Source organism: Streptacidiphilus sp. MAP12-33, from assembly GCF_041261265.1.
Lineage (GTDB): Bacteria > Actinomycetota > Actinomycetes > Streptomycetales > Streptomycetaceae > Streptacidiphilus.
Genome location: NZ_JBGCCA010000007.1, coordinates 64,783 through 86,195 on the forward strand (window position 1 = coordinate 64,783; position 21,413 = coordinate 86,195).

At 73.1% G+C, this 21,413-nt stretch carries 22 protein-coding genes; 10 read left to right on the plus strand and 12 right to left on the minus strand.

The annotated features are described in order from the left end of the window. Positions 1-18: 18 nt before the first annotated feature. The 3 genes from ABH931_RS09495 (at position 19) to ABH931_RS09505 (ending at position 3,195) form a co-directional block, all read left to right on the plus strand. Complete coding sequence (locus tag ABH931_RS09495) at positions 19-1,671, plus strand: acyl-CoA synthetase (RefSeq protein WP_370111791.1); 1,653 nt, start codon at positions 19-21, stop codon at positions 1,669-1,671. Positions 1,672-1,839: 168 nt separating this feature from the next. Next, the gene (locus ABH931_RS09500; protein WP_370111792.1) at positions 1,840-2,499 is read left to right on the plus strand and encodes a hypothetical protein; all 660 of its coding nucleotides are present in this window, start codon (positions 1,840-1,842) and stop codon (positions 2,497-2,499) included. A 195-nt stretch (positions 2,500-2,694) separates the two neighbouring features. Then, positions 2,695-3,195 (plus strand): DUF2087 domain-containing protein, encoded by a 501-nt coding sequence (locus ABH931_RS09505; RefSeq protein WP_370111794.1) that lies wholly within the window; start codon positions 2,695-2,697, stop codon positions 3,193-3,195. Here the strand turns inward: ABH931_RS09505 and ABH931_RS09510 are convergent. Both ABH931_RS09510 and ABH931_RS09515 read right to left on the minus strand, forming a co-directional pair. Next, positions 3,192-4,205: a ketopantoate reductase family protein gene (locus ABH931_RS09510; RefSeq protein WP_370111795.1), complete on the minus strand. Its 1,014-nt coding sequence runs from the start codon at positions 4,203-4,205 to the stop codon at positions 3,192-3,194. The genes ABH931_RS09505 and ABH931_RS09510 overlap by 4 nt on opposite strands. A 105-nt stretch (positions 4,206-4,310) precedes the next feature. After that, on the minus strand, positions 4,311-4,874 hold the full coding sequence (locus tag ABH931_RS09515) for an NADPH-dependent FMN reductase (RefSeq protein WP_370111797.1): 564 nt from the start codon (positions 4,872-4,874) through the stop codon (positions 4,311-4,313). A 134-nt stretch (positions 4,875-5,008) separates the two neighbouring features. Here ABH931_RS09515 and ABH931_RS09520 point away from each other — a divergent pair, with 134 nt between their 5' ends. From ABH931_RS09520 to ABH931_RS09530, 3 genes are all read left to right on the plus strand, one after another. Beyond that, the gene (locus ABH931_RS09520) at positions 5,009-5,647 is read left to right on the plus strand and encodes a TetR/AcrR family transcriptional regulator (RefSeq protein WP_370111799.1); all 639 of its coding nucleotides are present in this window, start codon (positions 5,009-5,011) and stop codon (positions 5,645-5,647) included. A 179-nt stretch (positions 5,648-5,826) separates the two neighbouring features. After that, positions 5,827-6,672, plus strand: coding sequence for an N-acetylmuramoyl-L-alanine amidase (locus tag ABH931_RS09525; protein WP_370111800.1), 846 nt, complete (start codon positions 5,827-5,829; stop codon positions 6,670-6,672). A 407-nt stretch (positions 6,673-7,079) separates the two neighbouring features. Beyond that, positions 7,080-7,409: a hypothetical protein gene (locus ABH931_RS09530; protein ID WP_370111801.1), complete on the plus strand. Its 330-nt coding sequence runs from the start codon at positions 7,080-7,082 to the stop codon at positions 7,407-7,409. Between the two features lie 12 nt (positions 7,410-7,421). On the opposite strand, the gene ABH931_RS09535 is transcribed toward ABH931_RS09530, so the two are convergent. After that, entirely contained in the window at positions 7,422-8,912 is a 1,491-nt protein-coding gene (locus ABH931_RS09535; RefSeq protein ID WP_370111803.1) for a glycoside hydrolase family 47 protein, read from the minus strand. 288 nt (positions 8,913-9,200) lie between these two features. Here ABH931_RS09535 and ABH931_RS09540 point away from each other — a divergent pair, with 288 nt between their 5' ends. Both ABH931_RS09540 and ABH931_RS09545 read left to right on the plus strand, forming a co-directional pair. Continuing rightward, entirely contained in the window at positions 9,201-9,554 is a 354-nt protein-coding gene (locus ABH931_RS09540) for a hypothetical protein (protein ID WP_370111805.1), read from the plus strand. An 87-nt stretch (positions 9,555-9,641) separates the two neighbouring features. Continuing rightward, positions 9,642-10,058 carry a cupin domain-containing protein gene (locus ABH931_RS09545; RefSeq protein ID WP_370111807.1) on the plus strand — a complete coding sequence of 139 codons (417 nt, stop codon included), beginning with the start codon at positions 9,642-9,644 and terminating at the stop codon, positions 10,056-10,058. 141 nt (positions 10,059-10,199) lie between these two features. Here the strand turns inward: ABH931_RS09545 and ABH931_RS09550 are convergent, their stop codons facing one another. The 8 genes from ABH931_RS09550 to ABH931_RS09585 form a co-directional block, all read right to left on the minus strand. Next, positions 10,200-11,771: an acyl-CoA synthetase gene (locus ABH931_RS09550; protein ID WP_370111809.1), complete on the minus strand. Its 1,572-nt coding sequence runs from the start codon at positions 11,769-11,771 to the stop codon at positions 10,200-10,202. Further along, positions 11,768-12,883: an NAD(P)H-dependent flavin oxidoreductase gene (locus ABH931_RS09555; RefSeq protein ID WP_370111811.1), complete on the minus strand. Its 1,116-nt coding sequence runs from the start codon at positions 12,881-12,883 to the stop codon at positions 11,768-11,770. The genes ABH931_RS09550 and ABH931_RS09555 overlap by 4 nt, the downstream gene beginning before the upstream one ends. Positions 12,884-13,000: 117 nt before the next feature. Continuing rightward, positions 13,001-13,540 carry a hypothetical protein gene (locus ABH931_RS09560; protein WP_370111813.1) on the minus strand — a complete coding sequence of 180 codons (540 nt, stop codon included), beginning with the start codon at positions 13,538-13,540 and terminating at the stop codon, positions 13,001-13,003. Then, positions 13,534-14,109 carry a GNAT family N-acetyltransferase gene (locus ABH931_RS09565; RefSeq protein ID WP_370111815.1) on the minus strand — a complete coding sequence of 192 codons (576 nt, stop codon included), beginning with the start codon at positions 14,107-14,109 and terminating at the stop codon, positions 13,534-13,536. Before ABH931_RS09565 ends, ABH931_RS09560 begins: the two co-directional genes overlap by 7 nt. Continuing rightward, complete coding sequence (locus ABH931_RS09570; protein WP_370111817.1) at positions 14,106-15,071, minus strand: serine/threonine-protein kinase; 966 nt, start codon at positions 15,069-15,071, stop codon at positions 14,106-14,108. Before ABH931_RS09570 ends, ABH931_RS09565 begins: the two co-directional genes overlap by 4 nt. Positions 15,072-15,149: 78 nt before the next feature. Then, positions 15,150-17,213: a glycosyl hydrolase family 8 gene (locus ABH931_RS09575; protein WP_370111818.1), complete on the minus strand. Its 2,064-nt coding sequence runs from the start codon at positions 17,211-17,213 to the stop codon at positions 15,150-15,152. A gap of 79 nt (positions 17,214-17,292) precedes the next feature. Beyond that, positions 17,293-18,699, minus strand: a complete 1,407-nt coding sequence (locus ABH931_RS09580; RefSeq protein ID WP_370111820.1) for an RNA polymerase sigma factor — start codon at positions 18,697-18,699, stop codon at positions 17,293-17,295. After that, positions 18,696-19,031, minus strand: coding sequence for a YciI family protein (locus ABH931_RS09585; protein WP_370111821.1), 336 nt, complete (start codon positions 19,029-19,031; stop codon positions 18,696-18,698). Before ABH931_RS09585 ends, ABH931_RS09580 begins: the two co-directional genes overlap by 4 nt. Before the next feature lie 256 nt (positions 19,032-19,287). Here ABH931_RS09585 and ABH931_RS09590 point away from each other — a divergent pair, with 256 nt between their 5' ends. Both ABH931_RS09590 and ABH931_RS09595 read left to right on the plus strand, forming a co-directional pair. After that, the gene (locus ABH931_RS09590) at positions 19,288-19,824 is read left to right on the plus strand and encodes a SigE family RNA polymerase sigma factor (RefSeq protein WP_370111823.1); all 537 of its coding nucleotides are present in this window, start codon (positions 19,288-19,290) and stop codon (positions 19,822-19,824) included. After that, entirely contained in the window at positions 19,821-20,156 is a 336-nt protein-coding gene (locus ABH931_RS09595) for a hypothetical protein (protein ID WP_370111825.1), read from the plus strand. Before ABH931_RS09590 ends, ABH931_RS09595 begins: the two co-directional genes overlap by 4 nt. A 69-nt stretch (positions 20,157-20,225) precedes the next feature. Here the strand turns inward: ABH931_RS09595 and ABH931_RS09600 are convergent, their stop codons facing one another. Beyond that, positions 20,226-21,404: an acyl-CoA dehydrogenase family protein gene (locus ABH931_RS09600; RefSeq protein WP_370112017.1), complete on the minus strand. Its 1,179-nt coding sequence runs from the start codon at positions 21,402-21,404 to the stop codon at positions 20,226-20,228. Positions 21,405-21,413: the final 9 nt, after the last annotated feature.

A 21,413-nucleotide genomic window follows, 5' to 3' on the forward strand; every position in this document is an offset into this window, starting at 1 on the left:
CGCTCCTACGCTCCGGCCATGGAATTCAACCTGGCCGATCTGTTCGAGCAAGCGGTTGACCACTACCCCGGGCGCGAGGCGGTCAGCTGCGCCTCCGCCGACGGGACCGCCGTCCAGCGGCGCACCTTCGCCGAACTGGACGAGCGGGCCAACCGCCTGGCCCACCACCTGCAGGAGGCCGGCCTCGGCCCCGGCGACCGCGTCGGCGTGTACGCGCTGAACTGCGCGGAATGGGTCGAGTCCCTGCTCGCGATCTGCAAGGTCCGCGCGGTCTGCGTCAACGTCAACTACCGCTACGTGACGGATGAGCTGACCTATCTGCTGGGCATGGCCGAACCGGCCGCGCTGATCTACCAGGAGCACTACGCGGACCGTGTGGCCGAGGTGGTCCCCGGGCTGCCGGGCCTGCGGCACCTGATCGTCATCGACGACGGCACGCCCGCCTCCGGCGGCCCGGCCCTCCAGGCCGTCCCGTACGAGAAGGCCCTCGCCTCCGGCGGCCCGCAACGGGACTTCGCGCCCCGCTCCCCGGACGACCACTACCTGCTCTTCACGGGCGGGACGACCGGCCTGCCCAAGGGCGTGGTCTGGCGGCAGGAGGACGTCTTCTTCGCCCTCGGTGGCGGCATCGACGTCACCAACGGCCACCGGATGGCGACCCCCGAGGAGATCGTGACGACCGGCTACGCCAGCCCGATCACCTTCTTCCCGATCGCACCGCTGATGCACGGCGCCACCCAGTGGGGGCTGATGCAGCAGTTGTTCAAGGGCAACCGCGCGGTACTGATCGACCGGTTCGTGCCCGAGCGCGTCTGGGAGCTGGTCGGCAGCGAGAAGATCAACGTCGTGATGATCACGGGCGACGCGATGGGCCGCCCGCTCGTCGAAGCGCTGGACACCTCGCCCACCGGAACCGGCCACGGAGCCGGAACCGGAACCGCGCCGTACGACGTGAGCTCCATGTTCGGGCTGGTCAGCAGCGCGGCGCTGTTCTCCACCCCGGTCAAGCTGCGCTTCCTCGAACGCTTCCCGAACCTCTACCTCAGCGACGCCGTCGGTTCCTCCGAGGGCGGCGCGGGCGGCGTCGCCCACTGGAGCCCGGACGACCAGGGCGGCCAGGGGACGGTCACCACCCGTCCCATCGGCGACTCGGAGGTCGTCGACGACGACCTCAACCCGCTCCCGCCCGGGATCGTCGGGCGACTGGCCCGGCGCGGCAACATCCCGGTGCACTACCTGGGCGACCCGGTCAAGAGCGCCGAGGTCTTCCGCACCGCGCCGGACGGCACCCGCTACGCCGTGCCCGGCGACTGGGCGCGCCGCGAGGAGGACGGCCGGATCACCCTGCTCGGGCGCGGTTCGTCGTGCATCAACACCGGGGGCGAGAAGGTCTTCCCCGAGGAGGTGGAGTCCGCGATCAAGTCGCACCCCGCGGTCTACGACACGGTCGTCGTCGGCGCACCCGACGAGCGCTGGGGCGAGACCGTGGTGGCCCTGGTCCACCAGCGCGAGGGTGAGGCCGAACTGACCCTGGACGCCCTGCAGGCGCACTGCCGCGGCCATGTCGCCGGCTACAAGGTGCCGCGCCGCCTGCACCTGGTGCCCGTCATCGAGCGCACACCGACCGGCAAGCCCGACATGCGCTGGGCCAAGGACGTCGCCGCGGGCTGAACGCGACACGGGGTCCACATCTCAGGGTTGACCTCAGGGTTCACCCCCACACGTCCCGGAGTGATCCCCGATGTTGCCCGGTCTCGTCCCTGTGGACGAGCTCACCGTCGGATCCAGCGGCTACCGTGGAGTTCTCTGGTCGGGCGGGAGCGAGGAGGCTGACCGGCGATGGAGCCCGTGGGAATCCTGATGTTGCTGGTCCTGTGCGTGGTGGCCGCCATCGGCGCGCTCGTCGTGGTGGGCACGGTCAAGGCTGCCCGCGCGGTGAGCGCGAAGGCCGAGAACGTGGCACTCAAGGCCCGCGCCTACACCAACCCCGGTGCGCCGGGGCGGATCGCCTCCGTCCGGCTGCGCCTGCGCGGCGCGCTGGAGGGCACCCGGCAGGCGCTGGAGGCCGCCGCCGACCAGGACGCGCAGGTGGGCGACTCCCTCCAACTGCTACGGCGCCTGGAGGGGCACGCGGCCGAACTGGACGCGCAGTTGCGCGTCCTGGAGCGGGAGCCGGAGGCCACCCGCGTCGACGCCAAGCTACCGGAGCTGCGGACCCGCGCCGAGCGGATCATGCACGCGGCCGAGGAGCTGCGCTGGGCGGTCGAGGACCGCCAGCACCGCTTCTCCGAGGAGGAGCTGTCCCGCCTCAGCGACGAGTGCAGCCAAGAGGCCGACGCCCTGCGCCACTGGAGCCGGCCGGCCCAGGCGGAGGACGCTCCCGGCGCGCGGCGCCCCGAGCCCGGTCGCCTCACCACCGGCCGCTGGCCCACGGCCGACGAGGTCCTCGGTTTCGTGGACCGCATACGCCGCCCCAGCGGCGAGACCAACGCCCGCTGAGCAACGCCCGTCGAGCCCAGCCCCCGGGCGTTGCCCCCTCCGGGCCGCACGAACGCGCCGACGCCGGCACGGCCGCGGCACACGCGGGCGTAGCACGCAGTCGTGGCACGAGCGTTCGCGCAGGCAGATGCCCAGCTCGGGTCATGCGCGGAAAAGCAGTCGCAGCCGCCCGCCCCGACTTCGTAGCCTGGCGCCATGCCTGACATCGCCCTGCTCGCGCCCCTTGCGTCCGCTCTGTCCGACCCCGACCGCCTGCGGGTCTTCGCCCGCGTCGTCCTCGCCGGGGAGGGCGGTCTGGACGCCGCGGAGCTCGGCTCCGAGCGGGCACGGCTGGAGCGGGCCGGGTTGGTCACGGTGCGGGAGGGACGCGCCCAAGCCCGGACCGAGGCCTTCGCCGACGCTCTGCGGTCACCGGCCCGGCCGGAGGGCTCGGAGGTCGCTCAGCTGTTCAAGGACGGCCGGCTGACCGAGATGCCGGTCAAGCCGGCCCGGCGGCTCGCGCTGCTCGCCCATCTCACCGAGCGGGCCTTCGAGCGCGGCGTCGCCTACTCCGAGCCCGAGGTCAACATCGCGCTCAAGCAGTACTGGGACGACTACGCCGCGCTGCGCCGCTATCTGATCCAGAACGGCTTCCTGGTCCGCTCCGCGGACGGCGCCGCCTACCGCGTCGCGGAGGGCCGGCCCGGCGCCGCCTAGTGCCCGGGCGCCGAGGCGCTCGCGAGGTGGGCGCGCAGACGGTCCGCGTCGGTGCTGCCGGGCGCCAGCCCCTCCGCCGCGAGGCGGGCCACCTCGCGGCGCAACAGGTCGTTGGCCGGAGTCGGCACGCCGTGGAGGCGGCCCAGCATGCTGATCTCGCCGTTGAGGAAGTCCACCTCGACGCTGCCGCCCCGGGTCAGGCTCTGCCAGGTCGAGCCGCCGGCCCGGACCACGTCCGGCATGGGCACGACGCCCATCCGGTCGCCCTGGACGGCCCGGCGCTCGTCCTCGGTCGAGTAGGCGATGCCGGCGGCGTCCAGCACCGCGACGCCCTCGGCGCGCGTCCGCTGCCACAGGTCGGCCGCCTCCGGCATGCCGTCGCGGCCGACCAGCGCCTCCAGCGCGTTGCCGAGGTTGTTGAGCAGCTTGCCGTACTTCCAGCGCATCACGTCCGGCACCACGGGGGCGTCGAAGCGGCTCGCGTTCAGGTCCTGCGCGAGCGAGCTGGTCGAGCCGTCCGCCGTACTCGTGAAGCCTCCCAGCGTCAGGATTCCCGAGAGCGGAGCGCAGTGCGCGACGACGGTGCCGGGTTGCAGGTGGGTGGCGGGCAGCCAGACGCACATGCCGACCACGTCGGCGAACCACCGCAGCGCGGTGCGTTCGTTGGCCACGCCGTTCTGCGCGCAGATCACAGGCAGGATCTCGCCCGCCGTGCCGCCGCCCGCGACGGCGGCACCCGCCCAGTCGCGCAGCACGGCCTCGGTGTCCTGGGACTTGACCGCGAGCACCAAAACGTCGTCGCGGCGCAGCGGGCCGAGGTCCTCGTGGTGGGCGTAGGCGGGGATGCGCAGGCTTTCGGTGCCCTCCGGGGTGACCAGGCGCAGCCCGTCCGTGCGCAGCGCGTCGAGATGCGCGCCGCGCGCCACCAGTGCGACCTCGCGCCCGCTCTGGGCCAGCCGCCCACCGATCGCGCCACCCACGGCGCCCGCCCCGACGATCACATAGCGCATGGACCGACCCTAACGCGGCCTCCCGGCGGAACGGTGGATTTCGCCGCCCGAAAGCGCTCCGGCCCCACCCCGAACGGGGTGGGGCCGGAGCGGAACGCGGGGAGATCAGGCGGAGGCGGCCAGCTCGGCAGCCGCGACGACCTGCTTGACGACCGCGGACAGGTCGGAGGCGACCTCGGCGTCGTCGACCGGGTGGGTCTCGGCGAAGCGGACCACGGAGCCGGGGACGGAGAGCTTGACGTCCTCGAGGACCTTGGCGCCGGCGATACCGAGGGCCTTGCGGGCCTCGTCCTGCGCCCACACGCCGCCGTACTGGCCGTAGGCGGTGCCCAGAACCGAGACCGGCTTGGCGGAGAGCGCGCCGGCACCGAACGGGCGGGACAGCCAGTCGATGGCGTTCTTCAGGACGGCCGGCATGGTGCCGTTGTACTCGGGCGAGAAGACGAGCAGCGCGTCGGCGCCGGCAACGGCCTCACGCAGGGCCACGGCGGCGGCCGGGACACTGCCCTCGACGTCGATGTCCTCGTTGTAGAAGGGGACGTCGGCCAGGCCCTCGAGGATGGACACCTCGGTGCCCTCCGGCGCCAGCTTGACGGCGGCCTCGGCCAGCTGGCGGTTGTGCGAGCCGGCGCGGAGGCTGCCGACCAGGGCGACGATGCGGACGGACATGGGATCTCCCGAGAGGATGCGACGCGAAGTTCACGAAGGCCTAACGGACCGCAGTCCGTTTGGTTGACGTGTCATGTGTAGCACGACAACCGGACTGCGGTCCACTTTTGCTCCCGGAGCGCTACGCTGGCCCCATGACCCCGCCGTCCGAGCCCTCCCCGCTCTCCCCGCCGGCGCGACCCGCCCTCCGGCTCGTGGACCAGGCACCCTCCGAGCGCGCCGACGCCGCGCGCAACCGCGCCAGGCTGCTGGAGGCGGCCGCCGAACTCATCCAGCAGCAGGGCGCCGAACACCTGACCATGGACGCGGTCGCCGCCGCGGCCTGCGTCGGCAAGGGCACCGTCTTCCGGCGCTTCGGCGACCGGCTCGGCCTGCTCTTCGCCGTCCTCGACCAGACCGAGCAGGAGTTCCAGCAGGCCTTCATGTTCGGGCCGCCCCCGCTCGGCCCCGGCGTGGATCCGGTGGTCCGGCTCGAGGCCTTCGGCGGCGCCGCCCTGCGCCAGCTGCACGCCAACATGGACGTCTACCTGGAGTCCGACCAGCAGGCCTCCGCCCGTTACAACGCCGCGCCCCGCAGGGTCCGGGCCCGGCACATCGAGGTGCTGCTGCGGTCCGCCGGTGTCCAGGGCGACCTGGAGCTGCTGGCCGGCGCCCTGCTCGCCACCCTCGACCCCGCTCCCGTGCATCACCTGCTCACCGAGCGCGGGCGCACCGTCGACGAGCTCGAGGCCGCCTGGCGCGATCTGGTGGCCCGGATCACCCACCGCTGCTGACCGGGTGAACCCGGCCCGCCGCACCGGGCACCGTCCGGTGCGGCGCTCTGGCGTGCACGGCGCCGCCCCGCCATCATCGTGCGGGAAGCACGTAGGCACGTAGGCACGTAGGCAGGCACGGGAGCACGGAAGTCACGACCGCGGCCACCGGACGCGGCGGGCCACGGGGAGGTACGGCTGTGCGCGCAGGACGGTTCTCGGCGGTCTCGGCGGTCGTACTGCTCGCCGTTCTCTCGTTGCTCGGCGCGACGACTCCCCCGGGGCAGGGCAGAAGCGCCGCCCCGGCCACCCAGCGGAAACCACTCCCCCTGGCCGGTCTCACGGTCGTGCTCGACCCCGGCCACAACCCCGGCAACTTCCGCCACCCGCGCGAGATCAACCGGCTGGTCAACGTCGGGAACGGCTGGAAGGCCTGCAACACCACCGGCACGGAGACCAACGCCGGTTACACCGAGGCCGCGTTCACCCTGGACGTGGCCCGGCGGGTGCGGCAGCTGCTCCTGGCCGAAGGCGCTCACGTCGTGATGACCCAGGACGGCAACGTGCCGTGGGGTCCGTGCGTCACCGAGCGCGCGGCGATCGGCAACCGGGCTCACGCCAACGCGGTCGTGGCCATCCACGCCGACGGCGCGGCGGCCTCCGGCCACGGCTTCCACGTGATCCTGCCCGCCACGGTGGTCGCCGGAGCGGCGGACACCCGACGCATCGTCGGCCCCTCGCGCCGCCTCGGCGTGACGCTCCGGAACGCGTTCACGACCGTCACCGGCGAGCCCTTCGCGACGTACCTGGGCGGCGGCACCGGCCTCATGGTCCGCTCCGACCTCGGCGGTCTCAATCTGTCGCGAGTCCCGGCGGTCTTCATCGAGTGCGGCAACATGCGCAACGCGGCTGACGCCGCCCGCCTCTCCTCCCCCGGCTGGCGCGAGCTCGCCGCGCACGGCATCGCCCTCGGCCTCACCCGCTTCCTCACCGGCCGAACCACCGCGGACCTCCCGGCCTCCCTCGCCGCCGACCCCTCGGACTGACCCGCGACCTGGCCCCGGCGGGGCTTCCCCGGCACAGCCCGGCAGCTCCGCCGCGCGGCCCCATGCGAGGTCACTCACGGAAGCCTCCCGCGGAGGCCGACCCCCACGGATCCGCACCCGCGCGACCCCGCCCGCGGCTTCGGCCAGGAAGATCAGGCACGGGCCGGCCGACAGATTCGGCCGAGACGGCTCGGCAACGAGCCGGTGGGGCCGGACAGTCGACCGGGGCAGTCCAGCCCGGGGCGCCCGGACAGCGGGGCCAGGGCCGCTGGGGCGGGACAGCCCGCCAGGCCCAGCGTGGTGAACAACGACACTGTGGCTAACCGCCGATCGGGATGGCAAAACCGGCCGTTCGGCCGAAGCTCTCCGGCCCCGCCTCCCGGCGATCGGGGAGCCGCGGGTGCAGGATGGTGAACGAGGTGATGGCCGTGATCTTCGAGCTGAAGGCCGAATACGGTTTCGCGTCCGAGGACGCCGAGATCCACCTGTGGCACCTGGTCCGCGAGGGGAGCAGCCTGGCCCTGTGCGACCGGGCCATGACCGCGGAGAGCAGGACCCGCTCCGCGCTGGCGCTGCGCGACGTGTTCCCCGAGCGCCTGTGCCAGGAGTGCCGCCGACGGTACTGCGAGCTCCTGCCGAGCACGCCGCCGACGGCGGCGGGCACGTCGACCGCGCCCGCCGCCGTCGAGCCGATCCAGACGGTCCAGACAGTCCGGGCTGTCCGCGGCATCGGTTGACGGGGCGACGCCTCACACCCATGCGGGCCGCAGGCCCACCAGCGCCTTGCCCTCGGTCGACAGCAGGCCGGCCTGGTAGTCGAAGCGTGGCGTCGCGGCGAACATCAGCCACAGGTACTTGAGGTTCTCCGCGAACCAGTAACCGGGCGTGAGGTCGGCGTACGTGTGCGCGGCGCCGGCCGGCGCGGTGACGTCGCGGAGCGTGGAGTAGCCGCCGGGGACCCGCTGCCGCTCGCGCATGGCCGTGAACCAGCGGTACGCGGCGGTGCGGTAGCGCTCCTGGCCGGTGACGCGCCACAGGTCGAAGGCGGCGTTGGCGTACTCGGGCCGCAGCAGTCCGCGGCAGTCGACCGGTTTCAGGGTCGTGCAGTCGACGGTCTCGGGCAGCACCGGGTGGCGGTCCAGGACCGCCGTCCACGCGTCGAAGTAGGCCGCGCCCTGGCTCGGCGCGCCGCCCTTGGCGAGGAGGCCTGCGTAGAAGGCGCCGAGCTCCTGCTGCTGGACGCGGCCGTGCGGTCGGCCGGTGCGGAAGTCGACGGCGCGGAACCAGAGCCGACCGCCGAGCCGGACGGCCTGGTGGCGCAGGATCGCGGCGGTCAAGGTGCGGTACCACGCGGTCAGGGTGGAGTCGCGGAGCTGGGTGCCCGCCGCCCACAGGTACTCGTAGAACGAGTCGACGGGCGCGTCGGGAGCGACCGAGGCGCAGTCGGCCCAGCGTCCGGTCTCCACCTCCAGCGAGGTGCCGAGCAGGTCCAGCGCGCTGCGCCGGGAGAGGGCCGCGCGGTAGGCGCGGACGCTGGCGTCGTAGTAGCGCGCGTCGCCGGTCAGCCTGCTGAGCAGGCCGAACTCCATCGCGTTGCTGCCGATCTCGGCCAGCGTGGCGACGTCGCCGTGGACGGCACCGGTGCGCAGGTTGACGTGGGTGTAGGGCAGGCCTGTGGGCGAGGCGGTGAAGGCGGGCAAGAGCCGGTCGGCGAGTTCCCGCGCCCGGCCCAGCAGGGCGGGGCGGCCGGTGGCCTGATAGCCCGCCAGCATCCCGCCGACCAGGCGGATCACCGCCTCGAAGACCTGGATCGGGGCGTCCTGGACGGGATCGAGGTGCTGCTCGATCCAGTCGCAGCAGCGAGCCACCTCCGCGTTCTCGTCCATCAGGTAGAGCGTGTCGAGGGCCTCGACGATCGACAGCCCGAAGGTGTGGCCGGGTGCGAAGAAGTCGTTGCGGGTGCGGCTGATCGGCCGTGCCTCGTCGTGGCCCCAGGCCACCGCCTGGTAGCCGCGCCAGCCGTGCAGGAACTCCGCCTTCACCTCGGCCGCCACCTGCGCGTCGGCCGCGTTGCCCGCCCGGCTCACCCCGCTCGTGGCGGCCCGCACCGCCGAGCGGCCGGTCGCGGCCGTGCCGAGCACCAGCGCGGCGACGGCGCCGCTCACCCCGGTCAGCACGGCCCGCCGGGAGGAGCGCGCGGTGCGGCCGCGGAGCGGCAGCGGCAGATGGGGGGCGGTCATGGGACGAGAAGGCCACAGCAGCCGTTCATCCGATGATCTCCACGCCGCGTGCCTCGCCCGATCGGGTTGCGCGGGTGCGGCCGATCGACGCAGCGTCAGCCGCCTTGGACAGCACGGTTCGAGGGCAGGGTTCGGGTGGGGGTCAACGGGGCATCAAGATCGCGGCGGGACGCGTTCAAGCCACGTCAAAACCGCTGGCGGACGCGGCCGTGCCGCGCTGGAATGTCGCAGCGGCGGTCGCACGTTCCCTCAAGGAACACCGCCCGGCCCACGGGGGAAGGAACAGGCATGGCTCAGCTCCTGATCGAGGAGAACTTCCGGCATCTCGACGGCGAGGACGTCGAGGCGCTGATCGAGGCCCTGGGCGCGATCGGCCTCTCCGCCGAGCCGACGCAGCCGCGGACCGCGTCGGAGACGCGGCGGGGCTGGGTCCTGGTGCTGCACTGGCTCCGCGAGGACACCTCCGCACTGGACGCGCCCCTGCGGGACGGTTCAATCGCCGCAGCGGTCCGCGGTGCCCTCCAGCACCGCCACCCGGTCGGCCCGGACGGCACGGAGGTCCGCGAGCGCACCCTGCCGCGCCGCGTCGAGATCCGCGACCGCGACACCCGCGTCCTGGCCGAGGTCGACCTGACGGCGTAGCCAGCCGTTCGGCCGTCCGGAGTGGCCGCGGGCCGGGACCCCGGCCAACCTGCTCAGGAGAGCTCAGGAGCGCCAAGGAGAGGCCCCATGGAACACATCACCTCGACCCCGACCGGCAAGGGTCCGGCCGAGCGGTTCACTGGCGACGTCTACCTCAACCTCATCGACTCCGGGGCCGAGCCCGCCCGCCTGACCGCCGCGCTGGTCCGGTTCACCCCGGGCGCGCGCACGCACTGGCACTCCCACACCACCGGGCAGACCCTCTACATCACCGACGGCGTCGGCCTGGTCGCCACCAGGGACGGGCAGGTCGTGCGCGTGCAGGCGGGCCAGACGGTGAAGTGCGCGGCCGGCGAGGAGCACTGGCACGGCGGCACCGACACCACGCTCATGGCCCACGTCGCCATGGTCGTCGGCGACGGCAGCGGCGAGGACACCACCTGGCTGGAGCCCGTCACCGCGGAACAGTACGCCGCGGCCCTCGCCGCCACCCGCCCGGCTTAGGCCCGGCCGGGACCAGGCAGGACCAGGACCAGGCAGGACCACGGCCAGGCAGGGCCGGGACGAGGCAGAGCCGGGACCAGGCCCGGCCAGGGCCAGGCAGGGCCACTACCAGGCAGGGCCACGACCAGGCCGGGACCCGGTTCAGACCTGCCGGGTCCGGCCCTCCCAGTACGGGTCGCGCAGCCGCCGCTTGTAGAGCTTGCCGTTGGGGTCGCGCGGCAGTTCCGCGACGAAGTCGACCGAGCGGGGCCGCTTGTAGGCGGCCAGGACGCGCTCGCAGTGGGCGAGGATGTCCGCGGCGAGTTCCGGACCGGGGGTGTGGCCCGGGGCGGGTTCGATGACCGCCTTGACCTCCTCGCCCCAGTCGTCGTGGGGGATGCCGAACGCGGCCGCGTCCGCCACCGCCGGGTGGCCGAGCAGCGCCGACTCGATCTCCGCGGGATAGATGTTCACGCCCCCGGAGATGATCATGTCGATCTTGCGGTCCCGCAGGAACAGGTAGCCGTCCGCGTCGAGCAGGCCCAGATCCCCGACGGTGAAGAAGTTACCCACCCGGTTGGCCCGGGTCTTCGCCTCGTCCTTGTGGTAGGCGAAGCCGCCGGTGTTCATCTTCAGGTAGACGGTGCCGAGTTCACCCGCCGGGACCGGCGCGCCCGCGTCGTCCAGGACGGCGACCTCGCTGATCGGCCAGGCCTTGCCGACCGTGCCGGGGCGCTCCAGCCACTCCCGCGCGGTGGCGTGGGTGCCGCCGCCCTCGCTCGCGGCGTAGTACTCCTCGACGCACTCGCCCCACCACTCGATCATCGCCCGCTTGACGTGGTCGGGGCAGGGGGCGGCCCCGTGGATCGCGTGGCGCATGGAGCTGACGTCGTACTGGGCGCGCACCTCCCCCGGCAGGGCCAGCAGCCGGTGGAACTGGGTCGGCACCATGTGGGTGTGGGTGGCGCCGTGGGTGTCGATCAGCCGCAGCATCTCCTCCGGCGTCCACCGGTCCATCAGCACGACCTGGTGGCCCAGGTGCAACGACGCGGCGGCGAACTGGAGGACGGCCGTGTGGTAGAGCGGCGAGCAGACCAGGTGGACGTCCTCGTGGCCGCCGCGGATGCCGAAGATGCCGAGGAAGCCGCCGAGCGGGGTCGCCTCCGGGGGCCGGCCGATGAGGGGGCGGCGGATGCCGCGTGGGCGGCCGGTCGTGCCGGAGGTGTAGTTCATCACCCAGCCGGTCGTCCGCTCCTCCGGCGGCGTGGCGTCGCGGCCGTCGAGCAGGTCGGCGTAGGGACGGAAGCCGGGCAGCTCGCCGACGGCGTAGCGGCGCTCCTTGGGCATCCCGGCCTCGTCCGCGGCGGCGGTCGCCGCGTCCGCGAAGCGCTCGTGGGCGATCAGTACCTTGGCGCCGCTGTCGGAGACGATCCAGGCGATCTCCGGGCCGACCAGGTGGTGGTTGACCGGCACCAGGTAGAAGCCCGCCTGGGTCGCGGCGAGGTAGGCGGTGAAGAGCTCGACGCCGTTGGGCAGCACGACGGCGAACGAGTCGCCGACACCGAGCCCGGCCTCGCGCAGGCCGTGCACCAGCTGGTTGGCGACGGCGTGGAGGCGGGCCGCCGTCCAGGCCGTGCCGTCGGGGGCGTACATCACGACGCGGTCCGGGTCGGCCTGGGCCTGGGCCCAGAACCCGACGGGCAGCGCGTCGGCGTGCGAGGGCGACTGGTTCATGCCTGCTCCCCTTCCTCGGAGGCGATCCGGTTCAGTCGGGCGACGGCCCGCTCGAAGCCGCGGGTCAGCTCGTCCATGACGTCGGCGACCGGGCGCTCCTCGTTCATCCGGCCGACGATCTGGCCGATGGGCGTGCCGATCAGTTCGGGCGTCTCGTAGGTCTGGATCCGGCTCAGCGCGTCGGCCACGAGCAGGCCCTGGAGCGGCATCGGCAGCGTGCCGGGGCTCTCCTCGCCCTCCCAGGCGTCGGTCCACTCGGTGCGCAGCTGACGCGCGGGCTTGCCGGTGAGCGCGCGCGAGCGGACCGTGTCGCTGCTGGTCGCGGCGAGCAGCTTGCGGCGCAGCACGGGCGAGTGGAGGTCGGACTCGGTGACGGTGAGCCAGATCGAGCCGAGCCAGACGCCCTGCGCGCCGAGGGCGAGCCCGGCGGCGGCCTGGGCGCCGGTGCCGATGCCGCCCGCGGCGAGCACCGGCAGCGGGTGGACGGCCTCGGCGATCTCCGGGACCAGCACCATGGTGCCGATCTCCCCGGTGTGCCCGCCGGCCTCGTAGCCCTGGGCGACGACGACGTCGATCCCGGCCTCCGCGTGCCGCCGCGCGTGGCGGGCGCTGCCGGCCAGCGCGGCGACGAGCACGCCCGCGGCGTGGGCGCGTTCGATCACGTCGGGCGGCGGGGAGCCGAGGGCGCTGGCGAGCAGCTTGATCGGATGGTCCAGGGCGACGTCGACGTGGGAGCGGGCGACCTCTTCCATCCAGCCGGTGATCCGCCAGCCGCCGCGCTCGCCCTCGGGCAGCGCGGGCACGCCGTGCTTGGCCAACTGGGCTCGCACGAAGGCGCGGTGTCCCTCGGGGATCATCGCCTCGACCTGCTCGACGGTGACGCCCTCGACCTTCTTGGCCGGCATCACCACGTCCACGCCGTACGGCTTGCCGCCGCACTGCGCGTCCATCCAGTCGAGATCCTTGGCCAGGTCCTCGGCGTCGCCGTAGCGGACGGCGCCCAGCACCCCGAGCCCGCCGGCCCGCGAGATCGCGGCGGCGACGGCGGGGAACGGCGTGAAGCCGAACACCGCGTGCTCGATGCCGAGTCGGTCGCTGAGGGGGGTTCTCATCGCGGCTCCCATGGCTGCGCTCGCATCCTCGTGCTGCTGCGGGCAGCATGGCGCAAGCCGCTGGAGAGCGGAAGAGATTTTCTGACACAGCGTCAGATAAGCTGCTCCGCGAGCCGCTCAGCAGCCGTCGGAGGGATGGGTTGCGGGTGGCGCCGACGCCTGCAGCATCCAGCCGCCGTCCGGGACTCCAGGGCCGTACAGTTCCGCCTGCGCACCGGCCCCTCCCGGCACCGCCCGGTGCCACTGGTACTGGCCCTGCGTCGGCGATCCGTCGTAGGACCAGCCCAGCGTCCGCAACGCCTCCTGGACGTGGGCCACGACCGCGGGCGCGGACCCGCCCCCGGCGAACTCGGCCTGAGCGGTCAGCGGGTCCCAGCCGAAGGTCGACAGGACGCCGTCGCAGGAGTCCCACCTGGTCTGCGCGCTCTGACGGCCGGTGACGCCCGCGCCCAAGGGGACCGCCGTGAGCACCGGGTTCAGGACCGCCGCCCGTCGGTGTCCCGGGTCCGGATCGCCGACCGGCTGCGGAGGCCGCGGGCCACCGCCACAGCCGGCCGCGGTGAGGCCGAGGGCGAGGGCCGACAGCGCGGCCGCCGCGGCCCGGCTCCAGCGGGGTCGGCGTCGGCGGACGCGACGGATGATCACATGGGTCAGCACCGGGAGGAGTCTGGCACAGCCGCGTCCGGTCCGGGCCGGCTCAGGCGGTGCAGATGAGCCTCCGTCGCGGACCCCGAGGGATCGGCGGGGAGCACCCGGGCCAGGGCGAAGCCCGCCTTCTGCGCCACGCGGCAGGACGCGTCGTTGCCCACCCTGTGCCGCAGGTCGAAGCGGCGCAGCGGCACGGCCCGCTCCAGTGCGGCGGCCTCCACCAGCACCGCTCCCAGGGCGGCGGCCGCGACGCCGCGGCCGCGGGCCGCAGGCGCGGTCCAGTACCCCACCTCCGCCGTGTCCCCGCTCGGCGCAAGGCGGCCGAGGACGACGTGACCCACCGGTTCGGCGAACTCCTCGACGAGCACGGCGAAGCTGAGGCGGACCCCCGCCTCGCGGTCCGATGCCTCGCGGTCGACCCAGGCGCCCGCCTGGCGCGCGTCCTCCAGGTGCGTCCGCAGCCAGCGGCGCAGGGACGGGTCGCGGTGCGCAGCCACCAGCGCGGGAACGTCGTCGTGCCGCCAGGGTCGCAGCTGGACGGCGGCCGGCCGGACACCGTTCGAACGGTCGGCGCTCACGCCGTCCACCGACGGGTCAGCGCGGCGAGGGCGCGAGGCTCGGAGCTCTTGCGGACCAGGGAGACCGGGACCGGGCCGATGCCCCGCGCCCAGGCCGGGAGCGCGCCGCGCGGTGGCGGGGCCGCGAGGGCGGACTCGCCGAGGCGCTTAAGCACGTCGCGGGCGGTGGCCGGGCGGGCGTCGGGGTCCTTGGCGAGCAGGTCGAGCACCAGCCGCTCCAGGGGCTCGGGGATCTCCGGCCGTTCGGCGCGCGGCGGCGGGGGGACCGCGTCGCGGTGGTCGAGGAGCACCACCAGCGGGTCGCCCTTGAAGAACGGCGGGTGGCCGAGCAGCAGTTCGTACAGGACGCAGCCGAAGGAGTACAGGTCGGCCCGTTCGTCCAGGCCGGCACCCTCGATCTGCTCCGGCGACATGTAGTACGGGGTGCCGACGGCGAAGGTGTTGCCGCCGAGCCGGGCCGTGAAGCTCTGGTCGCTGCCGAGCCGGGCGATGCCGAAGTCGCAGATCTTGACGGTACCGTCGACCGTCCGGATCAGGTTGCCGGGCTTGAGGTCGCGGTGGATGACCCCGCGCTCGTGGGTGTAGGCGAGCGCCTCGGCGATCTGGCGGCCTATCGCGATCGCCTCACTCGGGCGCAGCCGCCGTCCGCGCGCTGCGTCCAGCAGGCGGCCCAGGTCCTCGCCGTGGAGCAGCTCCATGACCAGGAACAGCACGCCCGACCACTCGCCGAAGTCGTGCACGACGGTGATGCCGGAGTGCTGCAACCCGGCCGCGAGGCGCGCCTCACGGCGGAACCGCTCGCGCATCAGCTCGACGTCGTCCCGCCCCTCGGCCACCAGGCACTTCACGGCGACGAGCCGGCCGAGCGCCTCGTCCTCGGCCTGCCAGACCTCCCCCGCTCCGCCGCGCCCGATCCGGCGCTGCAGCCGGTATCTCCCCTGGACCAGCGTGTCCTTCTGCACCGGACCAGTATGCGGGGCCCGCCACCGGCTGTGGTGACGGACCCCGCACCGAATCCACCCGTGCTCACCGCACGGGACTCACTGGGTGTTGAGCGCCGTGTCGTCGACGACGAAGTCGGTCGTGCCGCCGTTGGTGTCGGTCTCCGAGCCGGTGAACTTCAGCGTGACGGTCTGCCCTGCCCAGGCGGACAGGGCCGCCGTGCGCTGGGTGTAGCCGGTGGCCTTGTCCAGGTTGGAGAACGAGCCGAGGGTGCCGAGGACGGTGCCGGCGGAGTTCAGCACCTGCACGGTGAAGGTGTCGGGCTTCGCCGTGGTGGTGTTCTCGGTCGAGTCCACGTGCAGCCAGTAGGTCAGCGTCGCGGCGCACCCGGACGGGATGGTGACCGACTGGGCGACGGTGTCCGTGTCCTTGCTGGAGTTGCCGTTGAACCAGGCCACCCAGGTGCCGGAGTGCGCGGGCTCGGCCGACGTGGCCTGCGTGATCGGGGTGAAGCCGAGCGTCGAGGACTGCGTCCAGCCCGTCGCCCCGGACTCGAAGCCGGGGTTGGCGAGCAACTGGGCGGCCGTGCAGCCGCCGCCGGACGACGCCGTCACGGTGAGGGTGTAGGTGGCCGTGTGCGACCCCGAGGCCGCCGTGCCGGTGACCGTGACCGGGTAGCTGCCGGCCGGGGTGGAGGCGGAGGTGGTGACGGTCAGCGTGCTGCTGCCGCCGGCCGTCACCGAGGCCGGGCTGAACGAGGCCGAGGCGCCGCTCGGCAGACCGGAGGCGGCGAGTGTGACGGACTGCGCCGAGCCCGAGGTGACCGCGGTCGAGACCGTCGTCGTGGCCGAGGACCCCGCGACGACCGAGCCCGAGGCGGGCGCGTCGGCGACGGAGAAGTCGTTGGCCGGGGTGCTCGACGAGGCCGGGCTCCAGTAGTCGCCCGCCATGACGATCATGACGAGGGTCTTGATGGTCTCGCCGTAGTAGCCGTCGCCGTAGGGGTTGGTCTGCAGGAAGCTCCAGATCTTGTCGGTCCAGGCCTGGTCGCCCGCCGCCATCGCGGACGGGCCGATCGAGTCGCCCGCCTCCTCGGCCGTGTCACTGGTGCTGTAGGCCGTGCAGTTGAGATTGAGGTGCGGGTAGACGTTCGCCGGGTTGTCGCCGGAGACCTTCTTGGCACAGGCCGACCACTTCTGCGCCTCGCCCAGCTCGAAGGCGGAGGTGGTGGCGCCGTTGAGCAGCGCGTCGGTGCCCATGTGCCACGGCACGCGGATGGAGTTGTAGCCGACGATGTTGTCCGGCTGGCTCTCCTGGTAGTTGGCCGGGGCCGGCGAGGGGCTGGAGGTGTCGGCGCCCACGACGAAGTCGGAGAGCAGGCCGTTGGCGGAGGAGTACTTGCTCGCCAGCGCCGAGTCCACGGCCTCGGTGCGCTGCACGACCTTGTTCCAGTCGTGCGAGGTGTCGTAGGCGGCGAAGGCCCGCAGGTGGTCGATCATGTGGTCGGACGGGCGGGTGTCGGTGTTCGGGCCGTCGTCCTCGCACTTGAGGTGGCCGTCGGGGGCGACGTCGTGGTTCCAGAAGTTGTTCAGCCACGTCATCGCGTCGCTGGAGTAACCACCCCACTGCTTGTCGGCGAGGATCAGGCCGTAGCCGATGTCCAGATCGCCGTCGGTGGCGCCGTCGGGGGTGCCGGAGCTGTAGTACTTGCAGGTCTTGCCGTCCAACTGCCACTGCATCAGGCCGTACTGGTCCTCGTGGTCCTTGACCAGCTGCCACAGCCCGTTGAACTCGGTCTGCGCGTTGGCGTCGTAACCGGCCATCAGCGGCACGATGTTCATGCCGTAGCCCTGGCCCTCGGAGACCGGACCGTTGTTGGTCGCGTCCCCGTCGCCCTTGGTGGAGACGTAGTACTCGTTACTCGCGCACCCGTGGACGAGGTAGGTGGCCTTCCAGGAGTCGTACTGCTTCTCGACGGCGGCGTCACGGGTCGCCTGCGAGGCGGACGGCATCACACCGACCTGATAGGTCTGGTGGGACGGGAACGCGTGGCTGGGGGTCGCGGCCTGGGCCGGCACGGCGGCGGTCAGCGCCACCACACCGCTGGTCAGCGTGGTCAGTGCCACACCGAGTCCGAGCACGCGCACGATGCGCTCTCTCACGGCGTTGCTCTCCCTTTCTCGTAAGGAAAGTTTCCTAACTAACGCCCCAGCGCACCGTAGAGTGTGAACATTCAGACCGTCAAGACTCCTCGCAGATACTGGATTCGGCCGCACGCCTGAGCAGCGCCCGCCGCTCGACCTCGCTCCCCGCCTGCGCCGCCGCCTCCCGGAACAGCTCGGCGGCGCGGGCGTGGTCGCCCGCCTTCGCGGTCAGGTCCGCCTCCGCCGCGACGGCAAGCGGGTAGCCGTCCAGCGCGCCGCCCTCACGGGCCCGGGCCAGCAGCGCGAGCCCGGCGGCGGGCCCGTGGGCGTAGCCGTGCGCGACGGCACGGTTCAACTCGACGACCGGAGACGGTTCGAGAGCGGCCAGCCGGTCGTAGCACGCGGCGATCCGGCGCCAGTCGGTCGCCGCCACGGACACGGCGGTCGCGTGGCACGCCGCGATCCGCGCCTGCCACGCGTACGGTCCGCCGGCCTCCGGGACCGGCCGGTCCGGGCCGGCTCGGCCCACGTCCGGCCCGCGCGACTCCAGTTCGCCCACGTCCGATCCGCCCGGATCCGGTCCGCCCAAGTCCGATCCGCCCGGATGCGATCCGCCCGGATCCGGCTCGCTCAGCAGACGCAGTGCCTCGCCGATCGCCGCGCGGTCCCATCGGGCGCGGTCCTGACGGTCGAGCGGGACCAGCTCCCCCTCGGCGTCGCGGCGCGCCGCGCGGCGCGAGTGCTGGAGCAGCGTGAGCGCGAGCAGCGCGCGCGGCCCGTCCTGCTCCGGCAGCAGACCGGCCAGCAGCCGGGCCAGCCGGATCGCCTCGTCCGCGAAAGCGGGTTCGCCGTCCGGGTTGTAACCGTGGGTGAAGAGCAGGTAGACGACGGCCAGCACCCCCGGCAACCGCTCCCCGAGTGCGTCCCCGCTCGGCGCGCGGAAGGGGATGCCGGCGGCCGCGATCTTCGTCTTCGCGCGGGTCAGCCGCCTGGTCATCGTCGCCTCGCTCACCAGGAACGCCCGCGCGATCCGCTCCGTCGGCACCGCGCAGACGACCCGCAGCGTCAGGGCGACCTGCGCGGGCAGCGCCAGCGCCGGGTGGCAGCAGGTGAAGACCAGGCGTAGCCGGTCGTCCACCCAGCCGGTCCGCTCCCCCGCCGCCTCGGCGGTGACGTCGTCGGTCGCGGCGGTGAGCGCCTGGACGGCGAGCTCGCGCAGTTTGCGGCGCTCGATCGCGGCCCGCCGCAGCACGTCCAGGGCCCGGTTGCGGGCGACCGTCATCAGCCATCCGCCGGGGTTGTCCGGCACGCCGTCGGCCGGCCACCGGTCGAGCGCGGCGACCAGCGCCTCCTGCGCGCAGTCCTCCGCGAGCGTCCAGTCGCCGGTGACGCGGATCAGCGCGGCGACGATCCGCGGGTACGCCTCCCGCGCCGCGGCCTCGGCGACCCGCGTCGCCTCGGCCGCGTCGGCCGGGTCGGGCTGGACCGCTTCGGGTGGTGTCACTGCTCGAAGTCGGCCAGCGGACGGATCTCGATGCGCCCGCCGCGCGCCATCGGGTGGGTCCGGGCGACCTCGATGGCCTCGTCCAGGTCGGCGCACTCGATCAGGTCGAAGCCGCAGATCACCTCCTTGGTCTCGGCGAACGGGCCGTCGGTGATCAGCGTCTGCCCGTTCCGCACCCGCACCGTCGTCGCGGCGGCCTTCGGCGCGAGCACCATGCCCTGGAGGCGACGGCCCTTGGCGTCGTTCTCCTCGACCCACGCGTCGATGTCGGGCTCGGGGGCCGGGTCGGTGTCCGGCTGGGTGTCGGTGCAGACGAACATCATGTACTTCATCGCGAACTCTCCTCGATCCCGCCCGGGGCAACCCCGGCGACGGCCAGTGTCACCCGTGTGACGAACGGGATCCGCGCGACCGGACAGGTTCGCGCGAAATTTCCCCGAAGAAGTTCCGGGGTGCAACGTGAACGGGACCGGCGCGGTGAATCAGGGTGGGAACACCGGTACGGCGACAGGGGGGAGCCATGGTGACACCTGCGGCGCTGCGCGCAGGGGAACGTGGTACGGGTCCGGTGCGGGTCTGGGTGCGGGTGTGCGGGGGGAGGCGGACGTCCCCGCCGACTTCGACGCCTTCGCGTCCGCGCGCTGGCGGCGGCTGGTGCGCACGGCGCACCTGCTGACCGGCGACCACCACGAGGCGGAGGACCTGGTCCAGCTGACGCTGGCCAAGGCCTACCCGCACTGGAACCGGATCAGGCGGCTGGACTCTCCCGACGCGTACCTGCACCGGGCCCTGGTCAACAACAGCCTCACCCGCCATCGGCGGCGCCGGGCACGGCAGTTGCTGATGCCCTGGGTTCCCGATCGGGCGTTGCCCTCCGAGGCGGCCCGAGTGGAGCAGCGGTCGCTGCTGCGGCAGGCACTGGACGGGCTGCCGCTGCGGATGCGGGTCGTGGTGGTGCTGCGCTACTGGGAGGACCTGAGCGAGCAGGAGGTCGCGACGGTCCTGGGCTGCTCGGTGGGCAACGTGAAGAGCCAGGCGAGCCGGGGGCTGGCGAAGGTGCGCGCCCACCCGGCGCTGGCGGACTACGCGGGCGGCGACGCCGTCCGGCAGGAGCGGGAGGGGTGAGCTCGATGGCCGAGGAGGTCGAGAACATGGTGCGCAGGGCAGACGTGGCTGCGCCGCTCCTGTGGTGGCGCCCCGCCGGCACGTTCTACTTCGCCCACTTCAGCGGTCCGGGCGTCCCCGCCCGGATGTCGATCACCACCGGTGGCGTCACCCGCGCCGCCACCGTCTACGCGCTGGCCGGTCACCCCGGCTCGGCCGTCGGCGTCCTCTGGCTGCCTCCGCAGGTGAAGTACCCGGGTCCGGAGTTCACCATCGCCGTCTACGACGCCCACGGCAGGGTCCTGGTCATCCTCCGTCCGAACCTCGTCCTCTTCGAGAACCAGCCGCACTGACCGCGTCGCGGATCGCACGAGTGGCCCGGCCTCCGGCCGGGCCGCTCCCGTGCGTGCGGGCGGCGCGCGTCAGCGGCGGACGCGGGGCATGCCGAGGCCGATCCAGCTGATGATCTCGCGCTGGATCTCGTTGTTGCCGCCCCCGAAGGTGAAGATGACCGCGCTGCGGTAGCCGCGTTCCAGGTTGCCGCGCAGGACCTCGCCGGAGGAGCCCTCCTTGAGCGGGCCGGCGGCGCCGACGACCTCCATCAGCCAGGCGTAGGCGTCGCGGCGGGCCTCGCTGCCGTAGACCTTGACCGCGGAGGCGTCCTGCGGGGTCAGGATGTTGCGGTGGACGGCGTCGACCATCTGCCAGTTGAGCAGCTTCACCGCGTCCAGGCGGCTGTGCGCGCGGGAGAGACGCTGACGCACCCAGGGCAGGTCGATGACCCGCTTGCCGTGGGCGAGTTCGGTCTCGCGCGCCCACTGCTGCACCTCGGCGAGGGCGCGGTTGGCCATGGTGGCGTGGGCGGCGAGGGTGACGCGTTCGTGGTTGAGCTGGTTGGTGATCAGGCGCCAGCCCGCGTTCTCCTCTCCCACGCGCATCGAGACCGGGACGCGGATGTCCTGGTAGTAGCTGGCCGTGGTGTCGTGGCCGGCGAGGGTGCGGATGACGGTGGTGGAGTAGCCGGGGTCGGTGGTGTCGACCATCAGCATGGTGATGCCCTTGTGCGGCGGCGCGTCCGGGTCGGTACGGGTGGCGAGCCAGACCCAGTCGGCGGTGTCGCCGTTGGTGGTCCAGATCTTCTGGCCGTTGACCAGGTAGTGGTCCCCCTCGCGGACCGCGCGGGTCTTCAGCGCGGCGAGGTCGGTGCCGGCGTCCGGCTCGGAGTAGCCGATGGCGATGTCGATCTCGCCCGCGAGGATCTTCGGCAGGAAGAACGCCTTCTGCTCGGGCGTGCCGAACTTCATGATCGAGGGGCCGACGGTGTTCAGCGCCATGATCGGCAGCGGCACGCCCGCCTGGGCGGCCTCGTCGAAGAAGATGAACTGCTCGAACGCGGCCATGCCGCGCCCGCCGTACTCGACCGGCCAGCCCACGCCGAGCCAGCCGTCCTGGCCCAGACGACGGTTGACGGCCCGGTAGAACTTCTTCTGCTCGCGCGGGTCGTTGAGGCGTCCGTGCGCCTCGGGCGGCATCAGCTCGGCGAAGTAGGCCCGCAGTTCGGCGCGGAGCCGGTGCTGCTCCGGGGTGTAGTCCAGGTGCACGACGCCTCC

Excerpts from the sequence above, each read along its gene's own strand:
- ABH931_RS09500 (WP_370111792.1), top strand. The coding sequence starts at position 1,840 with ATGGAGCCCGTGGGAATCCTGATGTTGCTGGTCCTGTGCGTGGTGGCC.
- ABH931_RS09545 (WP_370111807.1), top strand. The coding sequence starts at position 9,642 with ATGGAACACATCACCTCGACCCCGACCGGCAAGGGTCCGGCCGAGCGG.
- ABH931_RS09530 (WP_370111801.1), top strand. The coding sequence starts at position 7,080 with ATGGTGAACGAGGTGATGGCCGTGATCTTCGAGCTGAAGGCCGAATAC.
- ABH931_RS09540 (WP_370111805.1), top strand. The coding sequence starts at position 9,201 with ATGGCTCAGCTCCTGATCGAGGAGAACTTCCGGCATCTCGACGGCGAG.
- ABH931_RS09555 (WP_370111811.1), bottom strand. The coding sequence starts at position 12,883 with ATGAGAACCCCCCTCAGCGACCGACTCGGCATCGAGCACGCGGTGTTC.
- ABH931_RS09495 (WP_370111791.1), top strand. The coding sequence starts at position 19 with ATGGAATTCAACCTGGCCGATCTGTTCGAGCAAGCGGTTGACCACTAC.
- ABH931_RS09510 (WP_370111795.1), bottom strand. The coding sequence starts at position 4,205 with ATGCGCTATGTGATCGTCGGGGCGGGCGCCGTGGGTGGCGCGATCGGT.
- ABH931_RS09550 (WP_370111809.1), bottom strand. The coding sequence starts at position 11,771 with ATGAACCAGTCGCCCTCGCACGCCGACGCGCTGCCCGTCGGGTTCTGG.
- ABH931_RS09520 (WP_370111799.1), top strand. The coding sequence starts at position 5,009 with ATGACCCCGCCGTCCGAGCCCTCCCCGCTCTCCCCGCCGGCGCGACCC.
- ABH931_RS09505 (WP_370111794.1), top strand. The coding sequence starts at position 2,695 with ATGCCTGACATCGCCCTGCTCGCGCCCCTTGCGTCCGCTCTGTCCGAC.
- ABH931_RS09585 (WP_370111821.1), bottom strand. The coding sequence starts at position 19,031 with ATGAAGTACATGATGTTCGTCTGCACCGACACCCAGCCGGACACCGAC.
- ABH931_RS09515 (WP_370111797.1), bottom strand. The coding sequence starts at position 4,874 with ATGTCCGTCCGCATCGTCGCCCTGGTCGGCAGCCTCCGCGCCGGCTCG.
- ABH931_RS09535 (WP_370111803.1), bottom strand. The coding sequence starts at position 8,912 with ATGACCGCCCCCCATCTGCCGCTGCCGCTCCGCGGCCGCACCGCGCGC.